Here is a 16794-nt window from a genome sequence, read left to right on the forward strand (position 1 = left end):
AGGCGGGCCGCCCGGCCCGCCCCATCAGGGGGCGCCCAGCAGCGGTGTCGGCCGCGCCCCCGGCTTGGCCAGCAGCAGATGGCAGGTGCCGATGCTGCGCTCCAGGAAGCCCCCTTCGCAGTAGCAGAAGTAGTAGCGCCACATGCGAATGAACCGCTCGTCATAGCCCAGGGCCCGCACCCGCTTGAGGTTGGCCTCGAAACGCTGGCGCCACTCTCTCAGGGTGCGTGCATAGTGGGGGCCGATTTCGTCCAGGCTCAGCACATTGAGGGAGCTGGCCCGTCGCATGGCGTCGAGGATGGCGCCATGGGAGGGCAGGAAGCCCCCGGGGAAGATATAGCGCTTGATGAAGTCCATCTCGTGCTTGGCGGCCTCGAAGCGCTGATCGCGGATGGTGATCGCCTGAAGGATGGCCAGGCCGTCGTCGCTGAGCAGGCGGTCCAGGGTGGCGAGGTAGGTTTCCAGGTATTGGTGGCCCACCGCCTCGATCATCTCCACCGACACCAGGCGGTCGAAGCGTCCCTCCAGTTGACGATAGTCCTGCTTGAGCAGGGTGATGCGCTCCTCCAGCCCCTCCTCGACGATGCGCCTGGCGGTGTGTGCGTACTGCTCCTCGGAGATGGTGGTGGTGGTGACCCGACAGCCCCGGGTCTTGGCGGCATGGATGGCCAGGCCGCCCCAGCCGGTGCCGATCTCCAGCAGGTGATGCTCGGGGCGCACGTCGAGGTGCTCCAGCAGCAGGTCGAGCTTGTGGGTCGAGGCCTCCTCCAGGCTCGCTTCGGGATGGGGAAAGACGGCGCTGGAGTACATCCAGTGCTGTCGATCCAGGAAAGTGGCGAAGAGGTCGTTGCCCAGATCGTAGTGGGCGGCGATATTGCGCCGAGCCCCCTTGAGGCTATTGCGCTGCAGGCCGTGGAGGGCGCCGAGCAGCCAGCGCCCCAGCCGTGCGCTGCCGGTCTCGAGCTCGCCATTGACTCGCTCCAGGTTGCTGGCGAAGAGGCGCACCAGGCTGACCAGGTCGTCGCACTCCCAGTCACCGTCCATATAGGCCTCCGCCGCCCCCACGGTGCCGCCCAGGGCCAGGCGCCGCCAGGCCCGTGGCTCGCGGATCACCAGGGTGGCCTGGAGGGGGCCGCCGCGCCCCAGGGGGTGGCGGCGGTCTCCCTCTACCAGGGTCAACTGACCGCCTTCCAGGCGGTCCAGCTGCTTCAGCAGGCGGGTCTTGAGCCAGTGGCCCAGGCGGTCATCGCGGCTCGGTGAGGGGCGCTCTTCGGCGGTTCGCCATGTATTCACTGGGAGGTCTCCTTGCGCTGAGGGTGGTCATGCACCGGAACGCCCTTGAGCCAGAGGCGCAGCGCTTCCAGGTGAATGCCGGCGAGGGTCTTGAGGTTCATCAGCGGCTGACGGGCCAGGGTGGCCAGCAGGGCGCCGCGGGTGGCGGGGCGAGCACTGAGGGTCAGGGTGGCGTCGAAGTGACACTCCCCCGCCTGGTGGTTCTCCATATGCATCAGCAAGCGCTCGCCGGGCGTATTGAAGCGCCATTGGTAGCGCATCCCCATGGGCAGGAAGGGCGACACATGCAGGGCCTTGGCGAAGTCGGCGCGGTGCTGATGGCGTTGCGGCGATACCCGGCAGGCATAGGTGGTGCGCTCGCCCCAGGGCGTGTTGGTCACCTCGCCGAGCAGGGCGCGGAGCTCCCCCGCGGCGTCATAGGCGTAGTAGAGCGTGATGGGATTGAAGCCGCTGCCCAGGGTGCGCAACTGGGTGAGCACGCAGATGCGGCCATCGGGGGCCTCGCCCAGCTGCTGGCGCAGGGCCCGGCGCACCGCTTCATCCAGGGGCAGATCGGGGGGCGCCAGGTAGTCCTCGCGGCGAAACCGCGCCAGGGCCGGGCCGCGGGCGCTGAAGCCGGGGACCTCATCGAATAGCTCGGGGAGTTCGGCCAGGTCCAGCCAGGCCATCCATAGCCGGTAGGTGAAGGCGTGGTGGCGGGGCAGGAAGCGGCGATGGCGCAGCTCGCCCCGGTAGATTCGCGACCGCAGCCGTTCGCTGGGAATCATGCCAGGGCCTCCTGCGGATCGTGGCGGGGGCTGTCCTCTTCCCGGCAGCCCAGCGCCTCGGCGACCCGCAGGGCGCTCCAGACGCCATCCTCATGGAAACCATTGCGCCAGTAGGCGCCACAGAAGTGGGTGTGGCGCTCGGGCCCCGAGATCTCGGCGTGGCGTGCCTTGGCCGCCTCACCGGCCAGGGTGAACTGGGGATGGGCATAGCGGTAGCGGCCGAGGATCCTGGCCGGGTCGATGCTGATGGTGTCGTTGAGGGTCACGCAGAAGGTGTGCGGCGCCTCCAGGCGCTGGAGGATATTCATGTCGTAGGTGACCGAGACCCGTGCCGCCTCGCTGCGTCCATCCAGGCGGTAGTTCCAGCTGGCCCAGGCGCGCCGCCGCCGCGGCAGCAGGCGGGTGTCGGTGTGCAGCACCACTTCGTTGTCCTGGTAGGGCAGCGCGGAGAGTACCCCACGTTCCGCCGGGCTGGGGTCCTCGAGCAGCGCCAGGGCCTGATCGGCATGGCAGGCCAGCACCACCTGATCGAAATGCTCGAGCCCCGCCGCCGAACGCACCTGGACGCCGTTGGCCTGGCGCCGAATGCCCTGCACCGGGGTGGCCAGGCGGATGCGCTCGGCATAGGGGGCGGTGAGTGCCGGGATATAGCTGCGTGAGCCCCCCACCAGGGTGTACCACTGGGGGCGATCATGGATCGACAGCAGGCCGTGATTGCGGAAGAAGCGCAGGAAGAAGGCCAGCGGAAAGTCGCGCATGTCCCCCAGGCTGGCGGACCAGATAGCGGCCCCCATGGGCAGCAGGTAGCGACGCTGGAAGTCGCGCCCATAGCCGTTGGCCGTCAGGTAGTCGCCCAGGGTCAGGTCGGGGGCCAGGTCGCCCCGCTCCAGGTCGCGCACCGCCTGGCGGTTGAAGCGCAGGATCTGCGCCAGCAGCCGATAGAAGCGTGGCCGCAGCAGGTTGCCGCGCTGGGCGAAGAGCGAGCCCAGGGTATGGCCGTTGTACTCGAAGTCGGCGCCGATCTCGTGCACCGAGAAGCTCATCTCGGTGGGCTGGGTGGCCACGTCCAGCCGTGATAACAGGCGCTGGAAATGGGGGTAGGTCCAGTCATTGAAGACGATGAAACCGGTGTCGATGGCGTAGTCTCGCCCGTCGAGGCTGACGTCCATGGTGGCGGTATGACCACCGAGGCGCCGGTCGGCCTCGAAGAGGGTGACGCGATGGCGGCTGGAGAGGTACCAGGCGGCGGCCATGCCGGCGATGCCGCTGCCGACCACGGCGATATGCTGGGGCGCCTCGGGGGCGAATCGAGTGGTCATGGTCGACGCTCCGGTAATGAGTCCGATGAGTGAGCCGGAGAGCGGCTCAGGCGTTTGCCCATGGCTCGGGGTATCTCAGGGGCGAAGCGAGTGGTCATGGGCGACGCTCCGGTGATGAGTCCGATGAGTGAGCCGGAGAGCGGCTCAGGCGTTTGCCCATGGCTCGGGGTATCTCAGGGGCGAAGCGAGTAGTCATGGGCGACGCTCCGGTGATGAGCCCGATGAGTGAGACGGAGAGCGGCTCAGGCGTTTGCCGAGGCGGTATCTCAGGCCGACGGGCAGGCTGCCCAGCAGCTTGAGCCAGAGGGTGAAGCGGCGCGGGAAGTGGATGTCCAGGCGGTGCGCCTCCAGGCCCGTGACGATGCGTCGCGCGGCGGCCTCGGGCTCGACACGGCATGGCATGGGAAAGTCGTTGCGGTCGGTGAGGGGAGTGCGCACGAAGCCGGGATGAATCAGGCTGACGTCGATGCCCTCGGCGGCCAGGTCGAGGCGCAGGGACTCCAGGAAGTGGCTGAGCGCCGCCTTGGAGGCCCCGTAGGCCTCGGCCCGCGGCAGGGGCAGGTAGGCGGCGGCGCTGGAGGTGGCGGCCAGCAGGGGAGCGCCGCCCTCGTCACGGGCCCGGCGCAGTAGCGGCAGGGCCGCCTCCACGCAGTAGACGGCACCGAAGAGGTTGGGCGCGAAGACCCGTTCCACCAGGGCGCCGTCGAAGGCCTGGGGATCCAGGTATTCGCAGGTGCCGGCATTGAGGATGGCCCAGTCTAGGCCACCGAAGGCCGACTCGAGGTGGCGGCCGGCGGCGTGAACCGCTTCCCGGTCCGCGACATCCAGGGGCAGGCAGAGTGCCTGGGGGTAGGGGGCGGCCAGTTCGGCCAGGGCCTCGGCATGACGGGCGCTCAGCGCGACCCGGTGGCCGGCCTCGAGCCACTGGCGAGCCAGGGCCAGGCCGATTCCCGAGGTGGCTCCGGTCAACCAGATGCGGCGTGTCGTCTTGGATCTGCTCATGGCTCCCCGTCCTGCGTCGGATCAGCGTCACTCGCTGATACGCAACCGGGCAGCGAGTGGATTCAGTCGGCGAGTCGGCGTTTCACCCAACGCACCCCGGGGCCCAGCAGCGGGAGATGCTCGTAGAGCATGGCGCCGGCATCGAAGTAGTCGCGATGTCGGCAGACCCGCGCCGGGTCGGTGGTGCTGAAGGTCAGGTGCGAACACCCCTCGACCCGAATGGGGCGTCCACCGGCCAGGCGCGGATGCTTCAGGGTCATGAGCCAGGTCACGAAGGCGCTGTTGCCCTGGCGCTGGCGCTCATGAAAGTCGAAGCGGCAGTCGATGACCTTGTCGTAGAGGCTGGCAAAGTAGGCTTCCAGCGCCTCGCGCCCCTCGACCTGATGCACCGGGTCGGTGAAGACCACGTCTTCAGTGTAAACCCTGTAGAGGTTTTTTGTATAGCTTTTGTCTAGCTTGTTGAAGAAGGCACAGAACGCCTCCAGGCTGGGGTCAGGGCTCATCGGGCCTCCGGGGATCGACGGTAGGTCAGCGCTGCAGGGCGGAGAAGGCATCCAGGGCGCGCTGTCGGGCGGCCTTGTGATCGACGATGGGGGCGGGGTAGCCCTGGGTGCGGCGTGTCGCCTCGGAAGGGTCGTGGCGCTGCTTGGGGGTGGCCTTGGACAGCTCCGGTACAAGGTCGGCGATAAACTGGCCGTCCGGGTCGAAGCGCTTCGACTGGGTGGTGGGGTTGAAGATACGGAAGTAGGGCGCGGCATCGGTGCCGGTGGAGGCGGCCCACTGCCAGCCGCCGTTGTTGGCGCAGAAGTCGCCATCCACCAGGTGGCGCATGAAGAAGGCCTCGCCGCGGCGCCAGTCGATCAGCAGGTGCTTGCTGAGGAACATGGCGGTGATCATGCGCAGTCGATTGTGCATCCAGCCGTGGGTGACCAACTGGCGCATGGCGGCATCGACGATGGGGTAGCCGGTGCGTCCCTCGCACCAGGCCTGGAAGGCTGGCTCGTCGTCCCGCCAGGCCAGCGCCTCGGTATGCGGCTGGAAGGCACGGTGGCGGCAGACCGCCGGGAAGGCCGCGACGATATGCCGATAGAACTCCCGCCATACCAGCTCGTTGACCCAGGTCGCCAGGCCCGCGTCTCCCTCCGCCAGTTGGCCATGGTTCTCCGCCAATACCGCCTGCAGGCACTGGCGATGGGAGAGCATGCCGAGGGCCAGGTAGGGCGAGAGCTCGCTGGTGCCGGCTACCGCGGGGAAGTCACGCTGGGTCTTGTAGTGGCGCCCGCGATAGCGCAGGAAGCGGCTGAGCCGCTCCTCGGCGGCCCGCCTGCCGGCGGGCCAGCGGCTGCCCACCACCGGCTCGTCTGGCATGGCGGGGAGCGGTGGCAGGGGCTCGCCCTCGATGGCCAGCGGCGCCTGCACCCGGGGCCGGGGCGAGAGCGCCAGTCGTTCGGCGTCCAGGTGGCGGTGCCAGGCGCGGCTGAAGGGGGTGAAGACCTTGTAGGGCTCCCCTTGGCCGGTCAGCAGCTCACCGGGGGCGAAGGCCACGCCGTCATGGTGGCCGGTCACCTCCACGCCGCGGGCCTCCAGGGTCCGGGTGACGGCGCGGTCGCGGCCGGCCTCGTCCAGCGGATAGTCGTGGTTGAAGTGCAGCTGTCTGGCACCGAGCGTCGCGGCGATGTCACTCAGCGCGTCGGGGGCGGCGGTGAAATCGCCGATGTCCCGTTGCAGCAGGGGGATGTTGAGGCCGCCCAGGTCATCGGCCAGGGCGCTGACCCCGCGGCGCAGGAAGTCCAGGCGGTTGGCGCCGTGGCCATGGGCGCGCCACTGCCCGGGGCAGTGCAGGAAGATGCCCACCACGGGGCCCTGGCGGGCCGCCGCGGCCAGGGCGCGGTGATCGTCGATGCGCAGGTCGTTGCGAAACCAGACCAGGACGGGCGCGGCGGACATTCAACCTCCTTGTTTTCAGGCATCGCATAGTTAGAGTTGCTCGCCCAGCGCCTGTATGGCGGCCTGGGGTGTCTCGCCCAACAGGACGACCCGGGTGGCCTCCAGCTCGGCGGCGCGAATGCGCGCCACCGGACCGCAGAGCCCCAGGGGCACCGAGAGCTGCTCCGCCAGGCGCGGCAACTGGCGGCGCACCAGGTCGGCGCGCTCCGCCTGGCCGCTGCACAGCACCAGGGCCACCGCCTTGAGGCGTTCGGTGGCGAGGGGCCACTCGCCGATGGGCAGGGGGCCGTCGAGCAGGTGCACCCGGTAGCCGGCATCGCTGGCGGCCAGGGCGGCGAGCAGGTCCCACAGCGGTCCCTTGGCCTCCGGCAGGTGGCTGATCACCAGCCAGGGGCCGTTATTGCCGCGGTTGGCATGGTAGAGGCGGGTGCCGACCCGAGTGCGCAGGAAGGATTCCAGGGTGCGCCGCTGCAGGCAGGCCCCCAGCTGCTCCTCCCAGCCCTCCTCCAGGCTCGCCACCACCGGTGTCAGCAGCTCTTCCAGGCAGGTGGCCATGGGGTAGAGGGCCAGGGCCTGCTGGTAGAGCGCCTCCAGGCGCTCCAGGTCGAGGCTCTCCACGGCGGCGGCCATCTGTTGGCGCTGTTCGGGCCAGTCGCCGGCGCCGGGGGCCGGCGCCTCGACCCGCTCGGGCTGGTCGAGTAGCTCGGTGACCTGGCTGACCGGCACGCCACGATTGAGCCACTGCAGGATGCGCTCGATACGCTCGATATCCTCGCGGGTGTAGAGGCGGTGTCCCTTGGGGGTGCGCTGAGGGCGGATCAGCCCGTAACGGCGTTCCCAGGCGCGCAGGGTCACGGCATTGACGCCGGTGAGGCGGGAGACCTCGCGGATCGGGTAGAGCGGGGTGTCGCTGGGGTGAGTGGCCTGTAGCGTCATGACGACCTCGCACGCTCGTGAATAATGGTGGTCAGGGCCTCGGTGAAGGCGGGGTGCTCGCCCACCGGCGCCAGCAGCGAGAGTCGTAGCTCGGGATGCTGTGTCTCCAGCGCCGCTACCTGGCCCGGCACGTCCTCGCGCAGGTGTCGACCGGCGGCGAAGAACAGCGGCAGGATATCGATGCGGGTCATGCCGGCCTCGGCCAGCTCGGCCACACTGGCCTCCAGGGAGGGCTCACAGAGCTCCATATAGGCGAGGCGCAGTGGCGTGGTCAGGCGCTGGCCGAGGGTCTCGGCCAGGGCGGCGAAGGGGGCTTGCCAGCGCGGGTCGCGGGAACCGTGGGCAAGCAGGATCAGGGCGTGGGACATCGGGTGCCTCCAATCAGCGAAGGGGGAGCCGTAATTCGGCCAGGGCCCGGCCCAGATGGTGGCCGGAGCGCCAGGCATCTTCCACCCGGCCTCCCGCCCAGCCATCGCCACACAGGGCCAGGCCATCCTGGCGCAGGCGGAAGCCAGGGCCTTCGGCGGCGCGCGCGGGGCGGGCGTAGCGCCAGCGGTGGGCGTCGAGCAGGCGCGGGGTCTCGGGCCGGGCCGAGGCGGGGAGTATAGCCGCCAGGGCATCGAAGAGGGCGGTGGCGGCCGCCTCGGGAGACGCGTCCAGGTGGGCGCGGCTCCAGGCCGGGGTGGCATGGAGGGTCAGGCTCTCGCCCTGGGGCTCGCGGCCCGGCTTGGTCGGGTTGCGGGCGACGAAGGCCAGCGGTCCCCGCTCGACCCGCAGCGCCTGCCAGGCCACCGGCAGCGGTGAATCGAGCAGGGCATAGGCGGCCCAGCAGGCATGCTGTTCGATCTCGCCGCAGGCCCGGGCCAGCTCGGCATCGTGGCCCGCCACCAGGACCTGGGCCTGGGGAGGCGGGGCGCTGATCGCCACCGCGACGAAGGGGCCGAAGCGCTCGCCGCCATCGCTCTCCAGCCACCAGGACTGGCCGTCGTGGTGCAGGGCCTGGATGCGGGTCTGGGCGTGGATCCTCAGCCCCTCGGCCAGGTGACGACTCAGGGCGCTCATGCGTGGTGCCGCACAGTAGCGCGGCATGCCGTCCGCCCCCGGGGCAGCGTCCTGCCCCTCTTGCGTCCACAGCGCCTCGGGCCAGGGGGCCACCAGCCCCGAGGCCTGCCAGTCATGCACTGCCTGACGAAAGTCGGCGTGACGGGCGGTGAAGTACTGGGCACCGATATCGACGACGGCCTCGGGCAGGCGACGGCTGCTCAGGCGTCCGCCAGGGCCTCGGGCCTTCTCGAACAGGGTGACGTCGAACTTTCTCTCCCTCAGGGCCCTGGCGCAGGCGAGGCCGGCGAGACCGGCACCGATAATGGCGATGGAGGACATGGCGCGTTTCCGGCGGCAGTGAATGGGTGGCAGCGTGGCCATATCGGCTAGACTAACAAAACCGTACAATCATTGTATAACTTGTTTCGGCTCAGGGAGTAGTGGCATGCGCATTCTGATCACCGGGGGTAGCGGTTTCGTCGGCCGCCTGTTGTGTCGGCGTCTGGTCGAGGCGGGGCACGACCTATGGGTGGTGTCGCGGGACCCCCAGGCGGCACGCCGGGTGCTGCCGGCCGAGGTACAGGTGATAGCGCGGGTGGCCGAGGCCGAGCCGGCCCGCCCCGAAGCGCTGATCAACCTGGCCGGGGAGTCCATCGCCGGCAAGCGCTGGAGCGAGGCACAGAAGGCCCGCCTCGTCGATTCCCGTCTGACGATCACCCGGGACCTGGTGGCGCTCTGCCAACGGCTGGCGGAGCAGCAGGCCGCCCCCCGGGTGCTGGTCTCCGGCTCGGCCATGGGCTTCTACGGCGACCAGGGCGATACCCGGGTCGACGAGCAGACGTCGCCCCACGACGAGTTCGCCCACCGGCTGTGTCGCCAGTGGGAGGCAGCGGCCCGGGAGGCGGAGCCTCTGGGGGTGCGGGTGGCCCTGCTGCGCACCGGCCTGGTGCTGGACCGCGACGGGGGCAGCCTGGCCAAGATGCTGCCGCCCTTCAAGTTGGGGCTGGGGGGGCGCTTCGGTGACGGCCGGCAGTTCATGCCGTGGATTCATCGCCTCGACCTGGTGCGGGCCATCGAGTTCCTGCTGACTCGGGAAGACTTGAACGGCCCCTTCAACGGCAGCGCCCCGACCCCGGTGCGCAACGCCGATTTCACCCGGGCCCTGGCGCGGCAGCTGAAGCGCCCGGCGATCTTCCCGGCACCGGCGTTCGTGCTCAAGCTGGCGCTGGGGGAGATGGCCGACCTCCTGCTGACCGGGGCGGACATGCGCCCCGACCGCCTCGAGGCGGCCGGTTTCACCTTCGAGTACCCGGCCCTGGAGCAGGCCCTGGCGGAGATTCTCGGCTAGGACCGGGGGCCCATTACGACAACGCTGCGCCCCGATCCCGGGGCGCGGCGTTGTGGTCTCTCGGGTTCGCCCTAGCGGCTTTCGTTATCGATGGTGACGATCACCCGCACCGCGTCCAGGCGCAGCCGGGTGCCCTCGATGGCGGCGTCCAGGGCGGCGCGTTCGTCGCGCAGGGCCTGGATCTCGTCCTCGCGCACCGCCGGGTTATGCCGGGCCAGGGCGCTGAGGCGGGCCAGCTCGCCGTCGAGACTCTCGCGCATGCGCTGCTGGGCGGCCTCGACGATGGAGGGCAGCTCGCGCTCCGCCTCCGCCTCGCCCTTGTCGAGCAGCTCGCGCAGCTGCTCGTGGCGGCTCTTGATCAGGTCACGGGCCATCGCCTTCTTGACCTTCTGCAGGTTCTTGGCCAGGCCGGTGAAGGAGACCTTGTCGCTGAGGTTGGCGCCGGACTCGTCGAGCAGTACCCGCACCGCCGTGGCCGGCAGGAAGCGGTTGAGATGCAGTTTCCTGGGGGCCGGGCAGTGGGTGCGGAAGACCAGCTCCGCCATCACCCGGCCGGCGGGAATCGCCGGATGCTTGAGCAGGGCCAGGGCGGTGTTGCCCATGGCGCCGTCGAGGATGCGCCCCATCATCTCGCGCAGCAGGGGGTGCTCCCAGGAGAGGCGCTGGACATCGTCCCGGGCCAGGGCCACGCCCCGATCCAGGGTCGCCGAGAAGCCCTCCTCGCCCTTGACCAGCCCCGGCAGGCCATCGAGCATCTGCGGGCCGGCGCGCAGGTGCAGGATCTTGCCGCCCAGCTCCTGGCTATCGACGCCGAAGATGTCCAGCGCCTGATCCAGGTAGCGGGGCAGGGCCTTGTCCGCGTCCAGTTCGCCGATGGCCGCGGCGGTGGCCTCGGCCCGGCCCGGGCGGCAGGCGTTGAGCTCCAGCAGGCGATTGCGGCCGGCGTCACGCTCGGCCAGGCGGCTCTCGAACAGCGCCCGGGTCTCCGCGATCACCTCCTCCAGACTCTCGTCGTCGAGCAGGGCGTCGTCCAGGGCATCGCCGAAGGCGGCGAAGAGGTCATTGCCGATGCCGTGGGGCGCGCCGAAGGCGTCCATGCCCTCCCGGTACCAGCGCAGCAGCCGCTCGCCGGGGCTGCCGGCGAACACCGGCACCTGGATCTCGATAGGGTGGCGCTGGCCGATGCGATCGAGGCGACCGATGCGCTGCTCCAGCTGATCCGGGTGCTGGGGCAGGTCGAACATCACCAGGTGATGGCAGAACTGGAAGTTGCGCCCCTCGGAGCCGATCTCCGAGCAGACCAGCACCTGGCAGCCCTCCTCGGCGTCGGCGAAGGCCGCCGCGGCCCGGTCCCGCTCCACCAGGGAGAGGTCCTCGTGGAACACCGGGGCATGCACCCCGCCCAGCACCCGCAGGCCCTCGGCCAGCCCCTGGGCGGTGGCCTTGTCGTGGGCGATCACCAGCACCTTGTCGTCGCCGTGCTCCACCAGGTACTCCAGCAGCCAGGTGACCCGGGGGTCGAACTGCCACCAGGGCTCGGCATTCAGCGGATCGTCCGCCAGGGCCTGGTACATGATGTCCAGGTAGAGCAGCACCTCCGGGTGATCGAGACCGGTCTCGATCAGCAGCTCGTCCAGGTAGTCCTCGTCCCGGTCGAGCTTGCGCAGCACTCGGCGGTAGGCGCTGGGCGCCTCCAGGGGGGTAACGGTCAGGCGCCGTTCCGGGAAGCCGCCCACGTGGCGCCGGCTGTTGCGGAACATCACCCGGCCGGTGCCGTGGCGATCGAGCAGCTGCTCGCGCAGCTGGGCCCGGGCCCGGGCGCGCTGGTCGGCGTCGCTCTCCGGGTTGGCCAGCAGCGCCACCAGGGCCTGGCTGTCGGCGTCATCCACCACGGCGCCGAGGCGGTCCCGGGCCTGGGCGTCGAGCGTCTCCAGCTCCAGGGCGTCGATCGCCTCGGCCACCGCCACATAGCCCTGCTCCTCGGCCTGGAAGCGCTCCAGGCTCTGGTAGCGCTCCGGGTCGAGCAGGCGCAGCCGGGCGAAGTGGCTGGCCACGCCCATCTGCTCCGGGGTGGCGGTGAGCAGCAGCACCCCGTCGATGGCGCCGGCCAGGCGCTCCACGCAGGCGTAGCCGGGGCCGCTCTGCTCCGGCGACCAGTCCAGGTGATGGGCCTCGTCGACGATCAACAGGTCCCAGTCGCAGGCCTCGGCCTGGGCCTGGCGGTGGGGGTTGGCGAACAGCCACTGCTGGCTGGCCAGCACCAGCTGGCCGCTGTCGAAGGGGTTGGCGTCGCCGTGGGCCAGGCTCTGGTGCTCGTCGAGCAGGGTCACCCTGAGGGCGAAGCGACGCAGCAGCTCCACCAGCCACTGGTGGGTCAGGCTGTCCGGCACCAGGATCAGGGCGCGCTCGGCGCGGCCGCTGAGCAGCAGGCGGTGCAGGATCAGGCCCGCCTCGATGGTCTTGCCCAGGCCGACCTCGTCGGCCAGCAGCACCCGCGGCGCATGGCGTCCAGCCACCTCCTCGGCGATATACAGCTGGTGGGGGATCAGGTCGATCTTGGGGCCCGCCAGGCCCAGGGCCGGGTGCTGCTCGATGCGGGCATGGTGGTGCAGGGTGCGAAAGCGCAGATCGAACCAGTCGTTGCGGTCCACCTGGCCGGTCAGCAGGCGATCCCGGGCCTGGTTGAACTGCATGGTGTCGGCCAGGCGCACCTCGGGCAGCTCGCGCAGCTCGCCGTCGTCATCCTCGCCGATATAGATGATCAAGCCGCCCGCTTCCTTGCTGTCGTCGACGGTGAGGAACCAGCCCTCGGCGGCCTGGATACGGTCGCCGCTGCCGAAGACCACGCGGGTCAGGGGCGCCTGGCGCACGCTGTAGGTTCGGGTTTCCTGGCTGGCGCTGAACAGCACGGTGACGGTGCGGAAATCGCAGTTCAGGACGGTGCCCAGGCCCAGCTCGGCTTCGCCGTCGCTGATCCAGCGCTGACCGGGAGAGAATTCGCTCATGATGCCTCGGATGATCAACAGGGTGCTGCCAATGGCTCATCGCCGCCCGGCTCTCGCGGAGGGGGCGGCGGGGCGCGGTATGGTACCGGAAAGTCACCCGAGGCTGTAGGCCGGATGCTGCCGAAGTGGCCGGCCAGGAGGCAGGGGAGGCCTAGCGCAGCCAGCGATCCAGCTGGGCGCGGGTCAGCTCGCCGACATGGTGTTGGTTCCGGAGGGCCGCCCGAGGCGGTAGGCCGAGTCGCCGGTTAGCGTAGCCAGCGATCCAACTGGGCGCGGGTGAGCTCGCCGACATGGTGTTGAATGGTGCGCCCCTCGGCATCGAAGAGCAGGGTGGTGGGCAGCCCCGGCGACTCCACCCGCATCATCAATTCCTGGTAGGGGTCGAGTAGCGCGTAGCGGAACTCGAGCGCCTGGTCGTCGAGGTAGCGCATCACCTGGAGCAGGTCCTCGCCCTGGTTGGCCACCACCACGGTGATTCCCTCCCGGGCATCCAGCTCGGCCAGCAGCGGCATCTCCCGCAGGCAGGGCGGGCACCAGGTGGCCCAGAGGTTGAGCAGCACCTTCTCACCGGCCAGGGAGCGCAGGTCGATGGGCTCGCCATCGATGCGCTCCAGGGTCAGGTCGGGCAGCGCCTGTACCGCCAGCGGTTTGGCGCCGGGCTGCCAGGTGACCAGGGCCAGCCACAGCGCCGAGCTGCCCACCAGCAGCAGCATGGCGCCGCCCATGGGCACCACCCGATGGCGCAGTACCCAGGCGCTCCAGATCAGCGCCGCCAACAGGCCCCAGAGGCCGTGATAGCCGGGTTGCCAGAGCTTGAGCAGGTCCAGGGGCGCCGCCGCATAGGCCTCCCAGTGCATCAGGCCATGGCCGAGGCGGGCCCCGATCAGCCAGCTCAGCAGCAGCCCGTTGAACCAGCGGGCATGCAGGGCTCGGGGCAGGCCGAGCAGGAAGGCGCTGGCCGCCAGCAGGAGCAGGGTCGCGGCGATGGCGTAGAGGCGGGGCAGAGAGAGCAGGACGGGGCCGAGGGCGATGGCATCCATGACGAGAAGAGGGCTCCAGGGCTGGGCTCGGCGGCCGCCGTCGGCCGCGCTACAATGGGTGGCTTTTCGCTAGCAGCCTACTTCCCGGGAGGGGGGCTGTCACTCATCATCGACGGGAGTTGTGCATGGCCAAGCCGGCCTTCGATACCCTGCGCGCCCTGGCCATTGCCAGCCAGGCCATCGGTTTTATCCTGATCATCACCCTCGGCACCCTGATGGAGGAGGGGGCCCGCTACTGGCAGGGCGTGACCCTGGCAGTGATGGTGGCCTTCGCCCTGGTGATCGCGGTGGCGCGACTCTATCGCCGCAACAAGTGGCGCAAGCGCCACGATGCGGCCCGTCGCGAGCACGACGACTAGATGTCCCGCCTCGCCTTCCTGCTCCTGCTGTCACTGCTGCTGACGGGCTGTATTCCGCCGGCGGTCACCCGCACCGCCTCCATGGCATTGCCGCCCCATGAGGTGGCGACCACCCGCCTCGGCGAGTGGGCCCTCGACGAGGCGGCGGCCCGCCAGGGGCGCAGCGGCTTTCGGCTGCTGCCCCGGGGCGGCGAGGCCTTCGCCGTGCGCGCCGCCCTGCTCGACCAGGCGGAACGCACCCTGGACGTGCAGAGCTATATCGCCGATGACGGCATCACCAGCCGGGTACTGATGCAGCGAGCCCTGCAGGCGGCGGAGCGGGGCGTGCGGGTGCGTCTGCTGCTGGATGACCTGGCCAGCCTCGGTAGCGAGGCCTACCTGGCGGCCCTGGACAGCCATCCGGGGGTGGAGGTCCGCCTCTTCAATCCGCTGCTGCGGGGGCGCGGCAACCTGCTGACCCGCGGCCTGATGATGGGAGTCGACTTCGATCGCCAGCACCGGCGCATGCACAACAAGCTGTGGGTGGTGGACAACGCCGTGGCCATCACCGGCGGGCGCAACCTGGGCGACGAGTACTTCGATGCCGACGAGCAGCGCAACTTCGCCGACCTGGACGTACTGGCCGCCGGCCCCATTGTCGGTGATCTCTCGGCGAGCTTCGACAGCTTCTGGCGTCACCCCCTGGCCCAGCCTCTGGCGCGCTTCGCCACGGCGGAGCCCGGGGCCTGGCGCACCCTGCGAGAGGAGCTGGAGGCCTGGCTGGCCGCTCAGCGGGAGGATAACCCCTATTTCCTGGCCCTGAAGCAGCGCTACGCCGAGTCGCCGGAACGCTTCCTGGTCGGGCATCTGACCTGGGCCCATGGCGAGGCGCTCTGGGACGACCCGGGCAAGGTGCGGCAAGCGGGTCGTCCCAGCCTCGACCAGACCCTGGCCGGCGAGCTCCTGGCGCGTCGCCACGCCCTGGAGGGGCGCCTGCTGCTGATCTCCGCCTACTTCGTGCCGACCCGGGCGGGAGTCGAGGGGTTGGTCGAGCTGGCCGAGGCGGGGGTGGAAACCACGGTGATCACCAACTCCCTGGCGGCCACGGACATCCCCGCGGTGCATGGCGCCTATGCCCGCTACCGACCGGCCTTGCTGGAGCAGGGGGTACGCCTCTTCGAGCTGCGCCCCGATGGCGAGGACGGTGCCAGCCTGGGGCTGCCCGGGGCCTCGGACTCCAGCCTGCATATCAAGGCCATGGCCTTCGACACGGACCGGCTCTTCGTCGGCAGCTTCAATATCGACCCGCGTTCCCTGTGGTGGAACACCGAGGTGGGGCTATTGATCGAGAGCCCCGAGCTCAATGCCGAACTCTGGGCGCTGGCCGAGCTGGGCATGAGCCCGGCACTCAGCTTCGAGGTGCGCCAGGCAGATGACGGCGGCCTCTCCTGGCATGCCATGAACGGCGATCACCCGCAGGTCTGGCGGCGCGAGCCCGCCGGCATCTGGCGGCGCCTGGGGGCCTGGCTGGGGCGGTTGCCGGGGATGGAGTCGTTGCTCTAGCGGCCCGGCCCGGGCGTGCCTATTCCCCGGTGCATGCCCGGAGCGCATCGGGTGGGATCGATGGTGATCACTCGCAGACGGTGACCCTCCGGCAGGGTGCAGTGGAGGATGCGCCAGGCGCAGCCCGGCGCATAGCTGCCCTCGCTCTCGAAGAGGCGGGCACCGTGCCGGGTCAGTTGGCCACAGGTGGCGGGGAACTCGTCTTCGCTCACCTCCAGGGTCAGCTCGCGGGGCCTGGGCTCCGGGGTGTCCTCCAGCAGCATCAGCACCTGGGTGTGGCCGCGTTCGTCGGTGCTCAGCTCGAAGATGGCGCTGCGTGCAGTGCGCAGGATCAGCGGCAGGCGCAGCACCTTGGTGCAGAACTGTTCCATGGGGCCCAGCGTCTGCAGGCGCAGTACCGCATCATCCAGGGACAGGCGTTGCATGGAGACACCTCCGGCCGACGGCGATACTCCCAGTCTGAACCAGTCACGGAGATTCGGCCCTTGGATTCTGCCCATGGCGCCGATTGGCAGGGCTTATCGCTCTCCAAAAAACAACACTATACTGTCGTAAGCTAAGGTGCTGTCGGTTTTTTTATGCAGTATAGTGTTGTTTTCCTCCCCTGAAGCCCCGCCGGACGACAGTAAACTGTTGCTGGAGATGTGATGAAGCCCAAGGTGCGCACCGATGTCCCCATCGAGCTGGAGATCGAGGCCTGGTATCGCGCCATGACCCTGCGGCTCGAGGCGCCACCCGAGCGTTTAGCGGGGGTGGGGCTGGTATGAAGCGCAAGTCCATGACACTGGAGGAGCGGGAGCGCTTCTTCGCCGAGCTCGAGGCCGAGCTGGCCAGCGGTGAGTTGACCCTGGGGCAGGCCCTCAAGCGGCTACGCCGTGATCTGCTGGGCATGACCCAGCCGGCCTATGCCAAGGCCTGCGGCCTGTCGCCGACGACCCTGCGGCTGATCGAGCAGGATAAGGCCAACCCCACCCTGGATACCCTGCAGCAGCTGTTCGGCAAGTTCGGCCTGCACCTGACCCTGGTGCGTCGGCCTCGGTGTTAGGAGTCATCAGCAAAAGCAAAAAAGCCCGCTCATTGAGCGGGCTTTTTCTGAATTCTGGTCGGAGTAGCAGGATTCGAACCTACGACCTCTGCCTCCCGAAGGCAGCGCTCTACCAAGCTGAGCTATACTCCGACGCGTTGGGGCTGG

The 16794-nt window shown here is 69.6% G+C and carries 16 protein-coding genes and 1 tRNA gene; 4 read left to right on the forward strand and 13 right to left on the reverse strand.

Translation table 11 applies throughout. The annotated features are described in order from the left end of the window. Positions 1-24: 24 nt before the first annotated feature. The 9 genes from IHD13_RS12810 to IHD13_RS12850 all read right to left on the reverse strand — a co-directional run bounded on the left by IHD13_RS12810 (position 25) and on the right by IHD13_RS12850 (position 8647). On the reverse strand, positions 25-1293 hold the full coding sequence (locus IHD13_RS12810; RefSeq protein WP_195861428.1) for a class I SAM-dependent methyltransferase: 1269 nt from the start codon (positions 1291-1293) through the stop codon (positions 25-27). Beyond that, positions 1290-2060: a DUF1365 domain-containing protein gene (locus IHD13_RS12815; protein WP_195861429.1), complete on the reverse strand. Its 771-nt coding sequence runs from the start codon at positions 2058-2060 to the stop codon at positions 1290-1292. The genes IHD13_RS12810 and IHD13_RS12815 overlap by 4 nt, the downstream gene beginning before the upstream one ends. Then, positions 2057-3379, reverse strand: a complete 1323-nt coding sequence (locus IHD13_RS12820) for an NAD(P)/FAD-dependent oxidoreductase (protein WP_195861430.1) — start codon at positions 3377-3379, stop codon at positions 2057-2059. The genes IHD13_RS12815 and IHD13_RS12820 overlap by 4 nt, the downstream gene beginning before the upstream one ends. 192 nt (positions 3380-3571) lie before the next feature. After that, complete coding sequence (locus IHD13_RS12825) at positions 3572-4381, reverse strand: SDR family NAD(P)-dependent oxidoreductase (RefSeq protein WP_195861431.1); 810 nt, start codon at positions 4379-4381, stop codon at positions 3572-3574. A gap of 62 nt (positions 4382-4443) precedes the next feature. Beyond that, a complete protein-coding gene (locus IHD13_RS12830) occupies positions 4444-4884 on the reverse strand; it encodes a nuclear transport factor 2 family protein (protein WP_195861432.1) in 441 nt (146 codons plus the stop codon). 25 nt (positions 4885-4909) lie between these two features. Continuing rightward, complete coding sequence (gene phrB, locus IHD13_RS12835) at positions 4910-6328, reverse strand: deoxyribodipyrimidine photo-lyase (protein ID WP_195861433.1); 1419 nt, start codon at positions 6326-6328, stop codon at positions 4910-4912. A gap of 30 nt (positions 6329-6358) precedes the next feature. Then, entirely contained in the window at positions 6359-7264 is a 906-nt protein-coding gene (locus IHD13_RS12840; RefSeq protein ID WP_195861434.1) for a MerR family transcriptional regulator, read from the reverse strand. Then, entirely contained in the window at positions 7261-7632 is a 372-nt protein-coding gene (locus IHD13_RS12845) for a sirohydrochlorin chelatase (RefSeq protein WP_195861435.1), read from the reverse strand. The genes IHD13_RS12840 and IHD13_RS12845 overlap by 4 nt, the downstream gene beginning before the upstream one ends. A gap of 13 nt (positions 7633-7645) precedes the next feature. Beyond that, positions 7646-8647, reverse strand: coding sequence for an NAD(P)/FAD-dependent oxidoreductase (locus IHD13_RS12850; protein WP_195861436.1), 1002 nt, complete (start codon positions 8645-8647; stop codon positions 7646-7648). Between the two features lie 106 nt (positions 8648-8753). On the opposite strand from IHD13_RS12850, the gene IHD13_RS12855 reads away from it, so the two are divergent. Beyond that, positions 8754-9656, forward strand: a complete 903-nt coding sequence (locus tag IHD13_RS12855; RefSeq protein ID WP_195861437.1) for a TIGR01777 family oxidoreductase — start codon at positions 8754-8756, stop codon at positions 9654-9656. 71 nt (positions 9657-9727) lie between these two features. Here IHD13_RS12855 and rapA read toward each other — a convergent pair whose 3' ends face one another. Together rapA and IHD13_RS12865 are read right to left on the reverse strand one after the other, a co-directional pair. Next, positions 9728-12661, reverse strand: coding sequence for an RNA polymerase-associated protein RapA (rapA, locus tag IHD13_RS12860; protein ID WP_195861438.1), 2934 nt, complete (start codon positions 12659-12661; stop codon positions 9728-9730). A gap of 245 nt (positions 12662-12906) precedes the next feature. Beyond that, positions 12907-13701 (reverse strand): TlpA family protein disulfide reductase, encoded by a 795-nt coding sequence (locus IHD13_RS12865; RefSeq protein WP_195861439.1) that lies wholly within the window; start codon positions 13699-13701, stop codon positions 12907-12909. Between the two features lie 125 nt (positions 13702-13826). On the opposite strand from IHD13_RS12865, the gene IHD13_RS12870 reads away from it, so the two are divergent. After that, on the forward strand, positions 13827-14060 hold the full coding sequence (locus IHD13_RS12870; RefSeq protein ID WP_195861440.1) for a hypothetical protein: 234 nt from the start codon (positions 13827-13829) through the stop codon (positions 14058-14060). Further along, on the forward strand, positions 14061-15602 hold the full coding sequence (locus tag IHD13_RS12875) for a phospholipase D family protein (RefSeq protein WP_195861441.1): 1542 nt from the start codon (positions 14061-14063) through the stop codon (positions 15600-15602). It abuts the gene before it with no gap. On the opposite strand, the gene IHD13_RS12880 is transcribed toward IHD13_RS12875, so the two are convergent. Next, positions 15599-16027 carry a hypothetical protein gene (locus tag IHD13_RS12880; protein ID WP_195861442.1) on the reverse strand — a complete coding sequence of 143 codons (429 nt, stop codon included), beginning with the start codon at positions 16025-16027 and terminating at the stop codon, positions 15599-15601. The two genes, IHD13_RS12875 and IHD13_RS12880, sit on opposite strands and share 4 nt — an antisense overlap. Positions 16028-16365: 338 nt before the next feature. Between IHD13_RS12880 and IHD13_RS12885 the strand changes: the two genes are divergently transcribed. After that, positions 16366-16647: a helix-turn-helix domain-containing protein gene (locus IHD13_RS12885; protein WP_195861443.1), complete on the forward strand. Its 282-nt coding sequence runs from the start codon at positions 16366-16368 to the stop codon at positions 16645-16647. A 55-nt stretch (positions 16648-16702) separates the two neighbouring features. Here the strand turns inward: IHD13_RS12885 and IHD13_RS12890 are convergent. Continuing rightward, a tRNA-Pro gene (locus IHD13_RS12890) sits at positions 16703-16779 on the reverse strand. Positions 16780-16794: the final 15 nt, after the last annotated feature.

The sequence above is a fragment of the Halomonas sp. 328 genome (assembly GCF_015645095.1).
In the GTDB taxonomy this organism is placed as follows: domain Bacteria; phylum Pseudomonadota; class Gammaproteobacteria; order Pseudomonadales; family Halomonadaceae; genus Bisbaumannia.

Coding starts and splice junctions, on each gene's coding strand:
- IHD13_RS12815 (WP_195861429.1), bottom strand. CDS start 2,060: ATGATTCCCAGCGAACGGCTGCGGTCGCGAATCTACCGGGGCGAGCTG.
- IHD13_RS12820 (WP_195861430.1), bottom strand. CDS start 3,379: ATGACCACTCGATTCGCCCCCGAGGCGCCCCAGCATATCGCCGTGGTC.
- IHD13_RS12825 (WP_195861431.1), bottom strand. CDS start 4,381: ATGAGCAGATCCAAGACGACACGCCGCATCTGGTTGACCGGAGCCACC.
- IHD13_RS12830 (WP_195861432.1), bottom strand. CDS start 4,884: ATGAGCCCTGACCCCAGCCTGGAGGCGTTCTGTGCCTTCTTCAACAAG.
- phrB (WP_195861433.1), bottom strand. CDS start 6,328: ATGTCCGCCGCGCCCGTCCTGGTCTGGTTTCGCAACGACCTGCGCATC.
- IHD13_RS12840 (WP_195861434.1), bottom strand. CDS start 7,264: ATGACGCTACAGGCCACTCACCCCAGCGACACCCCGCTCTACCCGATC.
- IHD13_RS12845 (WP_195861435.1), bottom strand. CDS start 7,632: ATGTCCCACGCCCTGATCCTGCTTGCCCACGGTTCCCGCGACCCGCGC.
- IHD13_RS12850 (WP_195861436.1), bottom strand. CDS start 8,647: ATGTCCTCCATCGCCATTATCGGTGCCGGTCTCGCCGGCCTCGCCTGC.
- IHD13_RS12855 (WP_195861437.1), top strand. CDS start 8,754: ATGCGCATTCTGATCACCGGGGGTAGCGGTTTCGTCGGCCGCCTGTTG.
- rapA (WP_195861438.1), bottom strand. CDS start 12,661: ATGAGCGAATTCTCTCCCGGTCAGCGCTGGATCAGCGACGGCGAAGCC.
- IHD13_RS12865 (WP_195861439.1), bottom strand. CDS start 13,701: ATGGATGCCATCGCCCTCGGCCCCGTCCTGCTCTCTCTGCCCCGCCTC.
- IHD13_RS12870 (WP_195861440.1), top strand. CDS start 13,827: ATGGCCAAGCCGGCCTTCGATACCCTGCGCGCCCTGGCCATTGCCAGC.
- IHD13_RS12875 (WP_195861441.1), top strand. CDS start 14,061: ATGTCCCGCCTCGCCTTCCTGCTCCTGCTGTCACTGCTGCTGACGGGC.
- IHD13_RS12880 (WP_195861442.1), bottom strand. CDS start 16,027: ATGCAACGCCTGTCCCTGGATGATGCGGTACTGCGCCTGCAGACGCTG.
- IHD13_RS12885 (WP_195861443.1), top strand. CDS start 16,366: ATGAAGCGCAAGTCCATGACACTGGAGGAGCGGGAGCGCTTCTTCGCC.